Origin of the sequence: Herbiconiux aconitum (assembly GCF_024979235.1) — a bacterium.
In the GTDB taxonomy this organism is placed as follows: Bacteria; Actinomycetota; Actinomycetes; order Actinomycetales; family Microbacteriaceae; genus Herbiconiux; species Herbiconiux aconitum.
The window spans coordinates 369,925-386,179 of record NZ_JANLCM010000001.1 but is presented as its reverse complement, the minus strand read 5'-3'; the positions used below and the strand labels follow the sequence as shown (position 1 = coordinate 386,179).

General features: G+C 69.8%; 11 protein-coding genes and 1 pseudogene. 7 read left to right on the top strand and 5 right to left on the bottom strand.

The annotated features are described in order from the left end of the window. Positions 1–334 precede the first annotated feature (334 nt). Entirely contained in the window at positions 335–910 is a 576-nt protein-coding gene (locus tag N1027_RS01735) for a DUF1349 domain-containing protein (protein ID WP_372499708.1), read from the bottom strand. 90 nt (positions 911–1,000) lie between these two features. Next, positions 1,001–1,963 (bottom strand): annotated as a pseudogene (locus tag N1027_RS01730) (2-hydroxyacid dehydrogenase); the annotation flags it as partial. Between the two features lie 84 nt (positions 1,964–2,047). Here N1027_RS01730 and N1027_RS01725 point away from each other — a divergent pair. Beyond that, positions 2,048–3,172 carry a glycerate kinase gene (locus N1027_RS01725; RefSeq protein WP_259504457.1) on the top strand — a complete coding sequence of 375 codons (1,125 nt, stop codon included), beginning with the start codon at positions 2,048–2,050 and terminating at the stop codon, positions 3,170–3,172. Positions 3,173–3,354: 182 nt separating this feature from the next. Here the strand turns inward: N1027_RS01725 and N1027_RS01720 are convergent, their stop codons facing one another. Together N1027_RS01720 and N1027_RS01715 are read right to left on the bottom strand one after the other, a co-directional pair. Then, on the bottom strand, positions 3,355–4,734 hold the full coding sequence (locus N1027_RS01720) for a cellulase-like family protein (RefSeq protein ID WP_259504455.1): 1,380 nt from the start codon (positions 4,732–4,734) through the stop codon (positions 3,355–3,357). Next, the gene (locus N1027_RS01715; RefSeq protein ID WP_259504454.1) at positions 4,731–8,156 is read right to left on the bottom strand and encodes a DUF5107 domain-containing protein; all 3,426 of its coding nucleotides are present in this window, start codon (positions 8,154–8,156) and stop codon (positions 4,731–4,733) included. Before N1027_RS01715 ends, N1027_RS01720 begins: the two co-directional genes overlap by 4 nt. Positions 8,157–8,245: 89 nt before the next feature. Here N1027_RS01715 and N1027_RS01710 point away from each other — a divergent pair, with 89 nt between their 5' ends. The 4 genes from N1027_RS01710 (at position 8,246) to N1027_RS20070 (ending at position 12,485) form a co-directional block, all read left to right on the top strand. Then, positions 8,246–9,109, top strand: a complete 864-nt coding sequence (locus N1027_RS01710) for an AraC family transcriptional regulator (RefSeq protein WP_259504452.1) — start codon at positions 8,246–8,248, stop codon at positions 9,107–9,109. Positions 9,110–9,239: 130 nt separating this feature from the next. Next, positions 9,240–10,577, top strand: coding sequence for an ABC transporter substrate-binding protein (locus N1027_RS01705; RefSeq protein WP_259504451.1), 1,338 nt, complete (start codon positions 9,240–9,242; stop codon positions 10,575–10,577). A gap of 76 nt (positions 10,578–10,653) precedes the next feature. After that, positions 10,654–11,565: a carbohydrate ABC transporter permease gene (locus N1027_RS01700; RefSeq protein WP_259504449.1), complete on the top strand. Its 912-nt coding sequence runs from the start codon at positions 10,654–10,656 to the stop codon at positions 11,563–11,565. Continuing rightward, on the top strand, positions 11,559–12,485 hold the full coding sequence (locus tag N1027_RS20070; protein ID WP_259504447.1) for a carbohydrate ABC transporter permease: 927 nt from the start codon (positions 11,559–11,561) through the stop codon (positions 12,483–12,485). The genes N1027_RS01700 and N1027_RS20070 overlap by 7 nt, the downstream gene beginning before the upstream one ends. Here the strand turns inward: N1027_RS20070 and xylB are convergent, their stop codons facing one another. Beyond that, on the bottom strand, positions 12,486–13,919 hold the full coding sequence (xylB, locus tag N1027_RS01690) for a xylulokinase (protein ID WP_259504445.1): 1,434 nt from the start codon (positions 13,917–13,919) through the stop codon (positions 12,486–12,488). Positions 13,920–14,052: 133 nt separating this feature from the next. On the opposite strand from xylB, the gene N1027_RS01685 reads away from it, so the two are divergent. Together N1027_RS01685 and N1027_RS01680 are read left to right on the top strand one after the other, a co-directional pair. After that, positions 14,053–14,625, top strand: coding sequence for a PadR family transcriptional regulator (locus N1027_RS01685; protein ID WP_259504443.1), 573 nt, complete (start codon positions 14,053–14,055; stop codon positions 14,623–14,625). Beyond that, positions 14,618–16,159, top strand: coding sequence for an MFS transporter (locus N1027_RS01680; protein ID WP_259504442.1), 1,542 nt, complete (start codon positions 14,618–14,620; stop codon positions 16,157–16,159). The genes N1027_RS01685 and N1027_RS01680 overlap by 8 nt, the downstream gene beginning before the upstream one ends. Positions 16,160–16,255 lie beyond the last annotated feature (96 nt).

The following is a 16,255-nucleotide window of genomic DNA, read 5'->3' as shown; positions in this document are numbered from 1 at the left end:
CGGCGTGACGCCTTGACATCAGGTGGGCTCCGCTCGGCGCCTCCATGGCGGAGCGGAGCCCACTGGTGATCCGGGCGCTGACAGCGTCTTCGAACGGATCGGTTCCGGGGAGATCGCGGCGCATTGGTGTTGCCGGTCGGGTTCGCGGCCCGGATGCTCAGGGCGGCGGGAAGAGCCATTGCTGCCGAGGCGCTTCATCCGTCGCTGCGTGTGAGGGTATTCGGGAGGAGCTGCGTGTGAAGGGGCCCGTATAGACCTGTCGTCTTGCACAGGTCCTCCCGAAACGGCGAAGCAAGGCAAGGCGCGGCGAGACAGGGCGCGGCACGCCGCCGTCTCAGTGCAGGGTGGCGTCGGAGGCCGTGACGCGCCAGGCGTGGAAGCGCACCGTGAGGTCGGCTCGCGACGGAGCCGAGACGAGCGGGCCCGCCGACGCGATCGCATCCGGCGGGAACGGCAGCACCCGCACGAGGCGCAGCGGCTCGTCGTCGACGCGAGCGCGGAGAGTCACGGCGTCGCCCGCGCGACTGGCGCGGATCGTGACGCGCCGTCCCTTCCACGACGGCACCGGTGCCAGAGACCAGTCGGATGTCGGCGCGGTGACGACGGCGCCCAGCTGCAGCGACCCCTCCGAGAACTCGAGCCCCGCCTTCACCCAGCGGTCGTCGGCGATGCGCAAGAACAGCCCCGCCTGATCGAACTGCCCCTCGAAGTCGGCCGTGAACTCCACCTCGACCGCCGAATCCTGCGGGAACGGCGCCAGCAACGCATGCTCGGTGTCGTGCACGAAACCATACGACGTGGTGCGCCACGCGTCGCTGCCCTCGACCGCCGTGACGAGGAGGTCGGCGTCATCCGGGTCGACGACGGATGCGGCGGGGGGCGTCGTCCAGACACCCTCCGACCACGGAATCACACGCGGCGCGACATCCGAGTCGGCCGAAGGAGCCGAGTCGGCGGTCGAGCCCTCGACGCCCACAGCGCCACCCTCCACCGGCGTCAGTGCCGCGCGCCCCGCGAGCACGGCCACCACGTTCTGCACCGCCAGCGACCCCATCCGTTCCCGCGTCGCGATCCCCGCACTGCCGATGTGCGGCGCCGTCACCACGTTCGGCAACTCCAGCAGGCCGGCCGAAACCGACGGCTCCCACTCGTACACGTCGAGCCCGGCCGCAGCGATCTCGCCGTCGCGGAGGGCGTCCACCAGTGCCAGTTCGTCGACGATCGGCCCCCGAGCCGTGTTGATGAGGATGGCCGACGGCTTCATCGCCCGCAGCTCCGCCGCGCCGATCAGGTGCCGCGTCGACGGCGTGAGCGGGCAGTGCAGACTCACCACGTCGCTCTCGGCCAGCAGCTCCGGCAAGGTGACCGCCCGGATGCCGAGAGCCGCCGCTTCGGCCGACGACGCCCGCGACCCGGTGGCGATGATCGTCATGTCGAAGGCGGCTGCGCGGCGGGCGACAGCGAATCCGATCCGGCCGAGTCCGACGATGCCGAGCGTCGCGCCACCCGACACGTCGAGCCCCACGAACAGGTCGGGCTCCCATTTCCAGTCGTTGCCCGCGCGCACGAAGCGATCCGCCTCGACAACCCGGCGCGAGGTGGCGAGCAGCAGCGCGAACGCGAGATCGGCGGTGGCGGCGTCGAGCACACCCGGCGTGTTCGACACCACGATGCCCCGCTCGCGGGCCGCCGCCACATCGATGTTGTCGTAGCCGACCGCGTAGTTCGCGATGACCGCAAGCGACGGCCCCGCGGCATCCATGAGCTCGGCGTCGATGCGGTCGGAGAGCAGGCAGATGAGTCCGGATGCCCCGCGCACGCTCTCGAGAAGATCCGACCGCGGCTGACCGGAGGGACCGGTGTAGACGGTGGTCGGCAACCCCGTCGCCCCGAGTTCCGCCGCCGCGAGCTCCGGCAGTTCGAAGGTGACGTGGACGTGGCCGGCAGCGTTATCGGTACCCATGTGTCCACTCTTCCGCCTCGCGCCCCGAACCACAAAACCGCGCGCGATTTGACACCCCATCGGCCGTCGTGAGGTGATTGGCGGGTGAGTCGTCGTCGAGTTGTCGTGGCCCCGGATTCGTTCAAAGGAACCGCGACGGCGATCGAGGTCGCCGACAGTCTCGCCGCAGGCTGGCGGGAGGTGCATCCGGACGACGAGGTGCGGTGCCTGCCGATGGCCGACGGCGGCGAGGGCGCCCTGGACGCGTTCGCCATCGCCCGACCGGATGCGCGGCGGATGCCCGTCACGGTCACCGGTCCTGACGACCGCGCCGTCGACGCCTACTGGCTCCTGCTCCCCGGGCCTCAGGGCGACACCGCCGGCGGTACCGGTGTCGTCGAACTGGCGAACACGAGCGGCATCACACTGCTGAATCCGTTGCGGCCGATGGAGGCGCACTCGATCGGTTTCGGGCAGGCCATCCGGGCCGCTCTGGATGCCGGCGTCGAGCGGTTGGTGCTCGCCATCGGCGGCAGCTCGTCGACCGATGGGGGAGCCGGTGTGCTCCAGGTGCTCGGCGCCCAGTTCGTCGGAGTCGACGGTGTGCCCGTGCCCTCCGGCAACGGCGGACTCGGCGCCGTGCAGCGCGCGGTCTTCGAGGGCCTCGTGCCGCTGCCGGCCGGCGGGGTGCGTGTGCTCAGCGACGTCACGAATCCGCTGCTCGGCCGGCTCGGGGCGGTGGCGGTGTTCGGTGCGCAGAAGGGCATCGGCGACGGGCTGGCGCATCAAGCCGAGGAGAATCTCGCGAACTTCGCTCGTGTGGTGACGGATGCGCGGGGCACCGATCCGCACGAGCCCGGCACCGGAGCAGCCGGCGGCGTGGGCTTCGGACTGGTCGCCTGGGGTGCCGAACTGGTCGCGGGAGCCGCAGCCGTGGGCGCCGAGATCGGCTTGCCGGCGCTGGTCGCCGACGCCGACATCGTGCTCACCGGCGAGGGCCGCTACGACCACCAGTCCGAGTCGGGCAAGGTGCCGAGCTACGTGCGCGGCCTGGCCCGCGACGCGGGCGCCCGAACCGGCCTGGTGGCAGGCGCCCTGCAGGCCACGCCCCGTGACTTCGATGCGGCGGTCTCCCTCACCGACTTGGCCGGCACCGCCGAGGCCGCGATGGCGGACACGCAGCGCTGGCTCCAAGAGGCCGCCCGCCGTCTGGCCACCGAGCTCACCTGATTCCCCGCGATGCGCCGGCCTGCGGCTGGCGCGTCGCTCGTTGCTCGCGCCGCCGCTTCTGCGGCGCGAGGCGACATGTTCGCGTGCGGTCGCTGACGCGGCCGCGCGCTCACCCTGGGTCGTCGAAAAAGGCCCGCAGCTTTCCATCTCGTCTTCAGCTAGTGGGGAGCCTCAAGATCTGCTCAGGTACCGGGACCGCCCAGAATTTCCGCATTCATCCGCCGCTGCCACCCCTCGTCCGCCCACATCGGGTGGTGCGGTGCGGCGTTCGAGCAGAGCACCATGCCCCAGACTCCGTGGTCGAGGGCGGTGCGGATGCCGTGTTCGGCGAGCGCGCGTCCGACGGGTCCTTCCTCGAAGGTCCCGTGCAGCGGTGTGTACCCGATCCAGCCTTCGCCGACGACGGCGGGCACCGACTTCCAGCGTGCCCACTCCGCGATCGCGATCACGCGCGACTCGATCTCGCGCTCCATCACTTCGCGGTATGGCCCGTAGTTCGAGTAGAGCCAGGTGTCCCAGGCGTCGGCGTCGAGCCAGTCGTAGCCGTAGATCATCTGGTCGGTGACGACGGTGGCGCGGTATTTCCACTCGGCCGCGCGTCCGTATTCGGCGGGCGTCGGCGCATCCTGAACCAGAAGCGACGACAGCATCGCGTTGGGAAAATCGGCGCTGCCCTCCGAGCGGATGTCGACGAGCTTCTGCAGGGCGTCGAGCACACCGTAGCTGTAGACGTGGAACTGCGCCGCCCCGAGCCCGTCGGGCACCTGGTGCATGGCGAGGTGCGGAGGCTTTCCGTAGCTCGCGGTCACCAGGAGATCGGGATGCGCCTGCCGCAGCCGCGCGACCTCGGCTGCACCTCCGGTGCCCGCGTCGGCACCCTCGCCGAGTGGCGGGAGGATCGAGAAGTCGACCTCGTTGTGCAGTTCGACGAGCGCGATCGTGTCGCGGTGGCCGGCGTCGGTGAGGAAGGCGAGCATCCGGTTCCAGGATGCGCCGAGCAGCGCGTAGCGGTCGGCCATCGGAACCGCGTCGATGGCCTCGAACCAGGCGCTCGACCGCGCGTAGGCCGGGGACTGCTGGTACTCCCAGGTGGCGAGGATGACCACCAATCCATGACACTCGGCGGATTCGAAGAGCTGGAGCAGGCGGGCGCGGAGGTCGATGCGGTAGCCGCCCGGGGTGTCGTACCAGCGCGTGCGCTGCCCGAAGAATCCCCCGTGCGGTGAGGCGCCGAGCCCCTCGATCTCGAGGTCGGCGGCGAGATCGTCGAGGCTCTGCCCCTCGTGCTCGAGACCGCTGAACAACAGCAGCGGCGCGGCACAGATGCGGATCGTGTTGTAGCCGAGCGCGGCCGCCTGGGCGCACGCCGCATCGAGGTCGGCGAACGGGCCGCCGGGCTCGGCGCGGGTGTACCAAGAGAAGTCCCAGAGCGTGATGGTGAGGCGCTGTGGGAGGTGCTCGGGAACCGGGCCGGTGAGGGTCGCGCGGTGCGCGGCGGCTTCGGCTCCGGCACCGAGGTAGCGAGGTGCCGGAGCGGGTGCGGTGTCGTGGTCGTCGGTCACGCGACATCCTCCCATCCGGGGACGGAGACGGAGACGGACCGCCCTCTCCGCGCCAAGTCTCGCAGCTCGGCCGCGGTCTGGGTTCGGGCGGCGGCGGTGTCGGTGTCGAAGAGCAGCAGCTCCGGCAGCGAGGTGGCGAAGTAGTCCACCGGCAGCTTCTCGCGGTCGAGCTGGTCGGCGCGCTGATCGAGCGCGGCCCAGACCTGTTCGGCCGCGTCGGACTCGTCCAGACGCAGATGCGCCACGCCCAACCAGTAGTCGGCAGCCTCCACGGGCCGTTCAGCCACGGCGAGGGCGCCGGCGCCCGACCGCGCCCGCTGCCAGGCCTCGACGGCGGCGGCGGTGTCACCCGAGCGCTCCAAGGCGTCGCCGAGCAGAACGAATCGCTCGGCCAGACTGTCGGCCGGGTGCCGCCCCTCGCCGAGATTCGCGGGAACCTCGATGCCGGAAGCGATCAGCTCGGCGGCAGCTCGCGCATCCGTGTCGAGCAGAGCGCGGGCGACGGTGAGGGTGGCGCGGTCATAAGCGGCGATCGCCTTGCCCTCCCCTCCTTCGAAGGGCTGGAAACGACGAGTCGAGAGGATGCGGACGGCGTCGTCGACTCGCCCGACCGTGAGCAGCAGGTCGAGGTGACTGAGCGCGAGGTCGTCGCGCACCAGAACGCTCGGGTCGTGCGCCTCGATGGCGCGGAGGCGCTCCGGAGCACCGATGCCGCGAACGCCGGCGAGGAGGTCGCGTTCGAACACCAGACGGGGATCGTCGGGGCTGAGCTCGAGGGCGCGGGCGAAGAAGTCGTCGGCGGTCTCGGGGTCGCCACCGGTGTTGACAGTGGCGACCGCGGCGTTGCGCCAGGCCACCGGATCGGCCGAGTCGTTCGCCAGGGCGTCGTCGAGAGCCGATCGCGCTTCGGATGCGCGGCCGGCGTCGAGCAGCCAGGCGCCGAGGAGAGCGGGGGCGACGGCGTCGCTCGGGTCGGCGGCGATGGCCGCCACCAGGGCGTCGTATTCGTCGAGGCCGGCGGGGAAGGCGTAGGTGCTGTCGGCCGCGCGAGCGGCGGCACGCTCGTCGGCGGCTCGAAGGGCGGCGTCGGAGCCGCCTCGCGCCTCGAGCCAACCGGCACGGAGGTAGTGCGCCAGCGGCACCGGATTGCCGAATGTCTTGGGCACGCCAGGTGCGGCGGCTGCAGCGGCTGCGCCAGGCGCGCCAGGTGCGCCGGGTGCGCCGACGAGCGCATCCGTCACCGCCAGTGCCTCATCCCACTGCCCGGCGCGGGCGAAGCCGACCCCGACGAGAAGCGGCGTCTTCGGGTCGGCGACACCGGGGCGGCCGGCGAGGGCCAGAGCCACCGGGTCGAGCGGGTCGGCCTCGAGCGTCTCGTCGAGCAACGTGGCCGCCTCGGTGTCGCGGCCCAGCCGGCGCAAGGCCAGGACCTCGAGGTGCCGTGCCTCCGGGCTCAGGGCGTCGAGCCGTCGTGCCTGACCGACGTGCGTCAGGGCCTCGGCCGGTCGGCCGGAGCGGAGGGCGAGCCGAGCCGATGCCAGGGCAGCGGGATGCGCCCACGCGGCATCCCAGGCGGCCTTCGCGAAGTGGGCGGCAGCGGCCTCGTATTCGCCCTGCCGCTCGAGCACGAGGGCGAGGCGGTAGCTCGCCTCGCCGCTGGCGGGGTTGAGGTTGCGGCGGGTGAGCCGCCCGAGGGCCCGTTCGAACAGTGTGCGGGCCTTGTCGTACTCACCGCGGCGGTAGAGCGCGGCACCGAGGGCGACGGATGCGCGCGAATCGAGCGGGTCGCGTCGCAGCGCCTCCTCGAAGTAGGGAAGCGGCGAGCGGGTCGGATGCCGGTATTGGGTGAGGTGCACCCCCGTCAGGTAGAGCTCGTCGACGCTCTCGACCTCGGCGGGCAGGAGCGGTTCGGTGGCGACCCAGGGCTCGGCAGGCGCGCCGGAGTCATCCGTCGCCGGGCGCGGCTGCCAGGTGATGAGTTCGCGCCCGTCGGCCAGCACCCGCAGGCGCAATTCGTCGTCACTCACGTCGTCGCCGGTCGCGATCAGCGCGGTGCCCACGAACGGCTGAGCCGGCGAGAGCGGGGTCTCCCACTCCGACACCACGACTCCGTGGTGCTCGACGAGCACCACGGCGCGCTCGTGCACCACCGCGCTGGAGACGCCCACGCGAACGCGAACGCCACCGGCACCCGCGATCGCACCCGCGCCCGCGTCTGCGGCTGCGCCCCGGTCGACCTGCAGGCTCACCGCGATCTCCCGCTCGGCCTGGTGCGCCGGCCCCAGCTCCCGAATCGGGAACCAGTACTGGCTGAACGTGCGCGTCTCCCCGGGCGCGAGGTAGCTGAAGTCGGGCTGGTTGTCGGTGTAGACGCCGGCCATGAGCTCGACGTAGGGCCCGTCGCCGTCGGTGAGCTGAGCATCCCAGGCATGGCCGATCGGGCCGTTGCCCCAGGTCCATTGCTTCTTGCCCGGGGCGATCGTGCGGTCGGCCCAGTGCACGAAGCCCGCCCGGGCGTCGTGGTCGTAGCCGCCGAAGAAGCTGTCCTCGGTGTCGGTGATCATGTAAGAGGTGGGCACCGGGATGTTGCTGTAGAAGTCGATGCGGTCGGCATCCGGATGCGCCGCGTCGGCCAGCTCCGGATAGTCGACCCCGTAGTACGGTCGGTCGGCGCGCGGGAACGCGGTGATCGCCCGCCGGGCGTGATCGGCCACGTACCGCACGTCGGTCGGAAAGAACGACTGGTAATTCCCATCCGACCGCGCCGCCACGTTCGCCCACCAGAGGAAGGTCTGCGGCTCGTCGGTGCGGTTGTGGAGGCGCGCTTCGACTTCGATCACCGAGCTGTCGCCGCGGAGGCGCACGCCGTGGCTGCCGCGCATCCGCTGCAGGGGATCGAGGTCGGAGTGCCACACGGTGACGTCGCCGGCATCCGCTCGCTCGATGGCCGTCTCGACGGGCAGGAAGGTGCCGGGCCGGTGGTGCTGGGGCCAGTTGAACTCGACGCCGCCGGAGATCCACGGGCCGGCGAGGCCGACCAGGGCGGGCTTGATGACGTTGTTGCGGTAGAAGAAGTCGTAGCCGTTGGTCTTGTCGTAGCCGATGTGGATGCGGCCGCCGATCTCGGGCAGGAGCATCAGGCGCACCCACTGGTTCTCGAGGTGGATGGCCTGCCACTGCCGCGGGGCCTTCTCCTGCGCGATCCGGTCGACGAAGGGGATGGGATACACCCGTCCACTCGACCCCTGGTAGACCCGGCGGTCGAGGAAGAGCGGGTAGCGGTCGGGGTCGGCCGGCTCGTAGGTTCCGATCTCCACCGGCTCGCTCCAGCAGGCGACGCCGCCCGCGTCGAGGATGGCCTGCTGGTCGGCCGGCGCAGGGGGGAGTTCGATGCGTGCAGGGTCGTCGTTCACGTAGGTCACAGCGACGAGACTAGGGACATCCTGAGAGCTGCTCCATGGCAGATGATGGCCTGAAGATGGATGATCCGCTGGCATGGCAGAATTGCGCCATGGAACGCGCGGTCGGCTTCGACAATCAACGGTTGTGTGTGGTGCCTCGCCCGCTCGTGGCCGAGGCGCTCGCTCGGCCGGTCACCCGACGGCTGGTCGTCACCGATGCCGGATATTTTCCGCATGCCCATGCTCACGGGCGTCACCGACCGGCTGGAGCGGAGGAGACGATCGTGATCGTCTGCGTCGCCGGGTCGGGCTGGGTGGAGGCGCAGGGGGTGCAGACACGCATCGGTCCCTCCACGGCGATCGTGATCCCGGGCGGCGTGCCGCACTCCTATGGAGCTTCTGAGACCGAGCCATGGACGATCTGGTGGTGCCATGTGCGGGGCGCCGACGTGCCGGAGCTGGTGGAGGCGGCCGACATCGAGCCGAGTCGCATCACGGTGTCGCTCCGTGCCATCGACCGGGTGACGGCCATGCTCGATGAGATCGTCGCGTCGCTCGAACGAGACCAGTCGCCGGCGCGACTGCTCTCGACCGCGGGAATGGCGTGGCGGATGCTCACCCAGCTCGCCGTCGATCGTCGGCTCCCCGAGCAGGGCGAACCGCTCGAGCGCGCCATGCGCTACCTCGAGGAACGCGTCGACGGCGCCATCCGGGTGCCGGAGCTCGCCGCGCTGGTGGGGGTGTCGTCGTCGCACCTGAGCGCGCTGTTCCGCGACGCGACCGGCGGAGGGGTGCTCGCCCACCACACCGCACTCAAGATGGCCCGGGCGCGCAGGCTCCTCGACACCACGACCTTGCCCATCGCGGAGGTCGGCCGGGAGGTCGGGATGCACGACCAGTTCTATTTCTCGCGTCAATTCCGTCGCACGCACGGCGTGAGCCCCTCGGTGTACCGCGCGCAGCGAAAGGGTTGATAGTGCGGCGCGGCCGTAGAAATGTCCATGGATTCGACGCGATCCACCATGTATTAGGGCATTCGCTTCGACGTAATCTCGGTTCGCACCACATCCCGACCCTCGCATCACATTTTTGCAAAGGAGCATGATGTTCGGACTCCGAACCCATCGATCCATCCGGCTGGCAATCGCCGGCGTCGTCACCGTCGGTGTCGCCGCGAGCCTCGCCGCCTGCTCGAGCAGCGGCGGCGACACTGCGTCGACCGCCTCGGCCGAGAACCCCGTGCAGATCACCTTCCAGTCCTGGGTGCCGAACATCGACCAGGCGGTCGACGCGTTCAACGCCTCCCACGACGACGTCAAGGTGACGCTGGAGACGGTCACCGCCGGCCCCGACGGCGGCTACGCCAAGATGCTGTCGGCTGTGCAGGCGGGCAATCCCGCCGACGTCGCTCAGCTCGGCTACGACGCCATCCCCGACTTCCTCGTCAACGACGCGCTCGAAGACATCACCGATTACGTCGGCGACTCCTCCGACCTGTTCGTGCCCTGGCAATGGGACACCGGCGTCTTCAACGACAAGGTCTACGCCGTGCCGCAGGCCTCGGGCCCGCTCGGCCAGTTCTACCGCAAAGACATCTTCGACTCGCTCGGAATCGCGTACCCCACCACCTGGGACGAGTACTACCAGGCCGCGAAGACGATCCACGCCTCCGACCCGAACAAGTACATCACCGCGTTCGCGTTCAACCAGGCGCCCTGGCTGATCGGCCTCTCGCAGCAGGGCGGGGCCAACTGGTTCTCGACCTCCGACGACGCCTGGAACGTGGACATCGCCGATGCGTCCACCCTCAAGGTGGCCGAGTTCTGGCAGAAGCTGATCGACGAGGGCCTCGTGAAGATCGAGGCCGACTTCTCGAGCGAGTGGAACGCCGACATCCAGAACGGAAACGTCGCGACCTGGATCTCCGGCTCGTGGGCCGATGCGATCCTCCGCGGAACCGCGCCCGACACCGCAGGCAAGTGGGCCGTCGGCGCCATGCCGCAGTGGCAGGCCGGTCAAGACGTCTCGGCCACCTGGGCCGGTGGCTCGGCGAGCGCCGTGCTCAAGGGCTCGAAGCACCCGAAGGAGGCGGCAGAGTTCGCACTCTGGCTGAATTCCGACCCGGAGAGCGTGAACATCCTCACGAACGTCGGTGCCGGCTGGCCCGCCATCGCCGACACCTCGCAGATCACCTCGCTGCAGAACGACCCCGACGTGTTCTCCTTCTACGGAGGGCAGGACATCTGGGACGTCTTCGCCGCCTCGGATGCCGCGGTGGACACCTCCTGGAAGTGGCCGCCGCTGTCCTCCACCCTGTTCTCCTCGCTCACCGACAACGTCAAGAGCGCGGTCGAGGGTGGCACCCCGCTGACGGATGCCTACACGAAGACCCAGGACGACATGGTCGCTGCCCTGAAGGCCAAGGGGATCTCCGTCAACTGACGACGCGCGGGGCGGGGTGCCCAGGCACCCCGCCCCGTTCTCCACCCGACACCCGAGTCGAGGAACAGATACGACAATGACACTCACCGCCACCCGCCCGAAGCGGCGCTTCCGGCCCGCCCTCTGGGTTCTGACGCTTCCCTTCGTGATCATGTTCGCGCTGTTCTTCATCGCGCCGATCATCTACGCGATCGTCGACAGCCTGTTCTCCACGAAGGCCTCCGGCCTCGGCTTCGGGGCGCCGGAGAAGGTCTTCGTCTTCCTCGACAACTACACCGCCGCCCTCAGCACGCCGTCGTTCGTCGAGAGCCTCGGCCGGCTCCTGCTGTTCTCGCTGATCGAGGTGCCGCTCATGGTGGTGACCGCGCTCGGTCTCGCCCTGCTGCTCGAATCGGCGCGGGCCCGCTGGCCCCGCTTCTTCCGCGTGCTCTACTTCGTGCCGTACGGCGTGCCCGGCGTCATCGCCGCCCTGCTCTGGGGCTTCCTCTACATCCCCGCCACCAGTCCGGTGCTCCAGGGACTCGCAGCCGTCGGAATCGACATCGACCCGCTGTCGTCCAGCGGTGTGCTGTTCGCCATCGCGAACATCGCGCTGTGGGGCTTCGCGGGCTACAACATGCTCATCCTGATCGCAGCTCTGAACGCGATCCCGACCGAACTGTACGAGGCCGCCCGCATCGACGGCGCATCCGAATGGTCGATCACCTGGAACATCAAGCTTCCGTTGGTTCGTCCATCCGTCATCCTCGTCACGGTCTTCACCATCATCGGCACGCTGCAGCTGTTCGTCGAACCGCTCGTGCTCCGCCCGCTCACCACGGCGATCAGTTCGGACTTCACACCGAACCTCGCCGCCTACAACCAGTCGTTCGCCGAGGGCAACCCGAGCCTCGCCGCCGCCATGGCCGTCATCGTGGCCGTGATCGGCTTCGTGTTCTCGTTCGGCTTCCTGCGCCTGGTCAACCGGAAGGGAAACCGCGCGTGGTGAACCGCTCGCAGTACCGCTCGCGCCCCGGCGCCCAGAAGAGTTCGAACGACCGCACCCGAGCCCGCTCGCAGCGCATCAAGCAACCGGTCGGCAGCTCGATCGTCGTGAACGGCATCCTCGTGCTGGCCGGCATCTACTTCTTGCTGCCGATCGTCTGGGTGCTCATCGCCGCCACGAAGACGCCGGGGCAGTTGTTCAACAGCTTCGGTCTCTGGTTCTCCGATTCGCCGCAGGCCTGGCAGAACCTCGTGAACGTCTTCACGCAGGACAACGGCATCTTCTCCGTCTGGATTCTGAACAGCGTGCTCTACGCCGCGGTCGGCGCCTTCGTGGCGATGGTCATCTCGGCGGCCTGCGGGTATGCGCTCGCGAAGTACGTCTTCCGGGGCCGCGAGACGTTGTTCTCGATCATCCTCGGTGGCGTGCTGGTTCCCGCCACGGTCATCGCGCTGCCGCTGTACTTCCTGCTCAACTCGGTGGGGCTGACCGGAACGTACTGGGCGGTGCTGCTGCCGAGCATGGTGAGCCCGTTCGGCGTGTACCTGGCGCGCATCCACGCGAACGCCGCGGTGCCCGACGAGGTGATCGAGGCGGCCCGCATCGACGGCGCCGGCGACCTGCGCATCTTCGGGTCCATCGCCACCCGGATGATGATGCCCGCTCTGGTCACGATCTTCCTGTTCCAGTTCGTCACGATCTGGAACAACTACCTGCTTCCGCTCGTGATGCTGAACCGCACCGAGACCTTCCCCATCACGCTGGGGCTCACGCTCTGGAACTCGCAGACCCAGCGCGACCCGATGTTCTACCAGCTGGTCGTCACCGGCTCGGCGGTCTCGGCGATCCTGCTCGTGGTGCTGATGGTCTCGTTGCAGCGGTTCTGGAAGGCCGACCTGACGGCCGGCGCCACCAAGGGCTGACTAGCGCGCGGCGCGCGCCGCGTACTGCTCGCGGATGACGGAGCGGAAGTCGGCAGCGGGCGACGCCGCCACCGAGACGCCCCACGTCGGGCGGGTGCCGCTGAACGCCCAGCCGGCCTGCACGGCGGCGCCGTCGGCCACGTACTCCCCGGGCTCGGGCACGGTCACCGGCACATCGAACACCTGGGCCGCGATCGCCTGCACGGCGGGATTCATCGCCGCTCCGCCGATCAACAGGATGCGCGACGGCTCGACGCCCACCCGGCGCAGCGCGTCGAGCCCGTCGGCGAGACCGCAGAGCAGTCCCTCGATGGCGGCGCGTGCGAGGCCCTCGCGGGTGGTCGAGGCGAGGGTCATGCCGAACAGGGTCGCGGTGGCGTCCGGCAGGTTCGGCGTGCGCTCGCCCTCGAAGTAGGGCTGCAGCACGAGTCCGTCGGCGCCCGGCGCCGCGGCGAGCGCGAGCGACCCGAGCGTGTCGTGGTCGACTCCGAGCAGCGCTGCGGTGGCGTCGAGGATGCGCGCCGCGTTCAGCGTGGCGACCAGCGGAAGAAACGCGCCCGAGGCATCCGCGAACCCGGCGACCGTGCCGCTCTCGTCGGCCGACGGTTCGCCCGTGACGGCGAAGACCGTGCCGCTCGTGCCGATCGACACCACGACATCGCCTTCGGTGGCGCCGAGTCCGAGTGCCGCTCCGGCGTTGTCGCCGGCGCCGGGCCCCACCACGATTCCGGCCGGAAGGGTGGGCAGCCCGGGAGCGGAGAGTGCGACGGTCGTGCCCGCCGACTCTGCCGGCCCGAGAACCCGGGGCAGCACGGCATCATGACCGAGGGCGGCCACGAGCAGCTCGTGGTCGTAGGCGCCCGCGGTCGGGTTCCAGTAGGAGGTGCCGCTCGCATCCGAGCGATCGGTCACGAGCTCGTCGAGCACCGGCCCGAGCGGGCTCGCGGATGCCGGCCCGAAGCCGCGCAGGCGCCAGGTCAGCCAGTCGTGGGGGAGCGCGACGGCGGCGACGCGGTCGGCGGCAGAGGGCTCGGCATCCCGCAGCCACCGCAGCTTCGTGGCGGTGAACGACGCGACCGGCACCGATCCGGTGCGGGCGGCGAGTGCGGCTGCCCCGAACTCGGCGATGAGCTCGGCCGCGGCCCCCGCGGAACGGGTGTCGTTCCAGAGCAGGGCGGGGCGGATGACCTCTCCCGCGGCATCCAGCACCACCATGCCGTGCTGCTGCCCCGCGATCGACACGGCCGCCACGTCGTCGAAGCCGCCGGCGTCGGCGATCGCGGAGCCCAACGCCTCCCACCAGGCCTGCGGATCGACCTCGGTGCCCGACGGATGGGCCGCGCGGCCCTGGCGCACCAGCTCCCCGGTCGCGAGGTCACGGATGGCGACCTTGCAGCTCTGGGTGGACGAGTCGATTCCGGCGACGAGCGTCATTGGTGTGTCTCCTGGGGCCTGAGCGATGCGGGCGGACTAAAAGTTCTCAGTGACAACATATTTCACGGCCCGCGCCCACGCAAAAGAGCGGGCTCGGTTGACGTCACGCAACTAGTCATGCGAGAGTAGTCGCGTGTCATCCATTCGACTCTTCATTCTCGGAAGCCTCGACTCCGCGGGCCCGATGCACGGCCACCAGCTGCGGCTGCTGGCCGAGGAGGAACGCATCCATCTCTGGACGGATGTGTCGGTCGGCTCGCTCTACGGCGCCATCAAACGATTGGCCAACGAAGGGCTGATCGAGGAGGTGAGGGTCGAGCGCGAGGGGTCGTATCCCGAGCGGCAGGTGTTCGAGATCACGGCAGAGGGTCGGCGCGCGCTCGCGACCCTGCGCGAAACCGGTCTCAGCACGGTCGACTTCCGCAACGATCCGTTCGACCTGGCGATGGCGAGACTCGACCCCGGCACGCTCGACGCACTGCCTCTCGTGATCGAGACCCGGATGCTCGCCTTGCGCACCAAGCTCTCCGAACAGGAATTCCTGGCCCGCGCCGCCGCTCCCTACCTCTCGCGCGCCGAGGCCTGGGTGATGCAGCACCGGGTCGACCGGCTGAGCGCCGAGGTCGACTCGCACGAACACCTGCTCTCCCTCCTCCCCGACATCATCGCCGACGAACAGGCGCGAAAGGCCCACGCACATGACTGACGAAGCACGTCCCATCCCGAGCGCCTCGAGCACCCCGAGCGCCCCGACGGCGCCCGCGATTCCGCGGCGCGCGTGGCAAGCCCTGATCGTGTTGCTGGCCGGCATGTTCATCGCGCTGCTCGACACGACCATCGTGAACGTCGCGCTGCCGAGCATCCGCACCTCGATCGACGCCTCCGAGGCGACGCTCTCGTGGATCATCTCGGGCTACGCTCTGGCGTTCGGCCTTGCCCTCATCCCGGCGGGTCGGATCGGCGACCGGATCGGCCACAAGTGGGTCTTCTTCACCGGTGTCGCCCTGTTCACCGTCGCGAGCCTGGCCTGCGGGCTCTCGCAGAACGACCTGCAGCTCGTGGTGTCGCGCATCGTGCAGGGTCTGGCCGGCGGCATGTTCGTTCCCGCGGTCACGGCATACATCCAACTGCTGTTCCCGTTCCGTTCGCGCGGCAAGGCCTTCGCCATCATGGGCGCCGTCATCGGTGTCTCGTCGGCTCTCGGCCCGATCGTGGGCGGACTCATCATCGAGGCCTTCGGTGCCGAGAACGGGTGGCGTCTGGTGTTCGGCGTGAACCTGCCCATCGGAATCGCCACGTTGATCGCCGCCGCCATCCTGCTGCCCGGTCGCCGGGAATCGGATGCGGTGTCCACGTCGATCAACGGGCCGGCGGCGTCGGCCTCACCGGTCAAGGCCGGCATCGACTGGCTCGGGCTGGTGCTCGTCTCAGCGGGGTTGGTGGCTCTGCTGGTGCCGCTCATCCAGGGGGAAGACGAGGGCTGGCCGCTCTGGACCTTCCTCTCGCTCGGCGCCGGCGCTCTCCTGATCGTGGCCTTCGGAGCCTGGGAGGTGGCCTACGCCAAGCGCGGCCGCAGCCCTTTGGTTCCTCCGCGTCTGTTCCGGCACGCCTCCTTCACGGGCGGCGTCATCCTCGCCCTGGTGTACTTCGCCGCCTTCACGAGCATCTTCTTCACCATCTCTATCCTCTGGCAGGCCGGGCTCGGCCACACGGCCCTGGAGTCGGGAGTCGTCTCCATCCCGTTCGCCATCGGCTCGATCGTCGGATCCTCGCAGAGCGGCCGGCTCGCCCAGCTGCTCGGCCGCCGGGTGCTCGTGATCGGCACGGCCGCCGTGGCCGTGGGCCTCGCCTGGGTCTGGCTGGTGTTCTTGCTCACCGACCCCTCCGACCTCACGAACTGGGAGCTGATCGCTCCGCTGCTGATCGCCGGCCTCGGCAACGGCCTGTTCATCGCCCCGAACGCCCAATTCATCGTGGCAACCGTCGACCGCTCGGAAGCGGGGGCCGCGAGCGGCGTCATCAGCGCCATGCAACGGGTCGGGAGCGCCGTGGGAATCGCGGTGATCGGCAGCGTCTTCTTCGGCACCTTGGTGATCAGCGGTCAGACCCCGGATGCGGTCGCCACCGGATTCGGAGCCAGTGCGACATCCGCCATGGCAGTCAGCGTCGGCTTCGCCGTGCTCGCCTTCCTGCTGGTGTTCACGCTGCCCCGCCGCACGGGAGCGCCAGGCGGCCACTGACCGGCTTCGGGGAATCCGTCGATCGGATTCCCCGAAAAGGGTTGCGCCCATGCTGCGCCGCCCGCTAATCTCAGAAACCGCGACAGACTGTCGCCT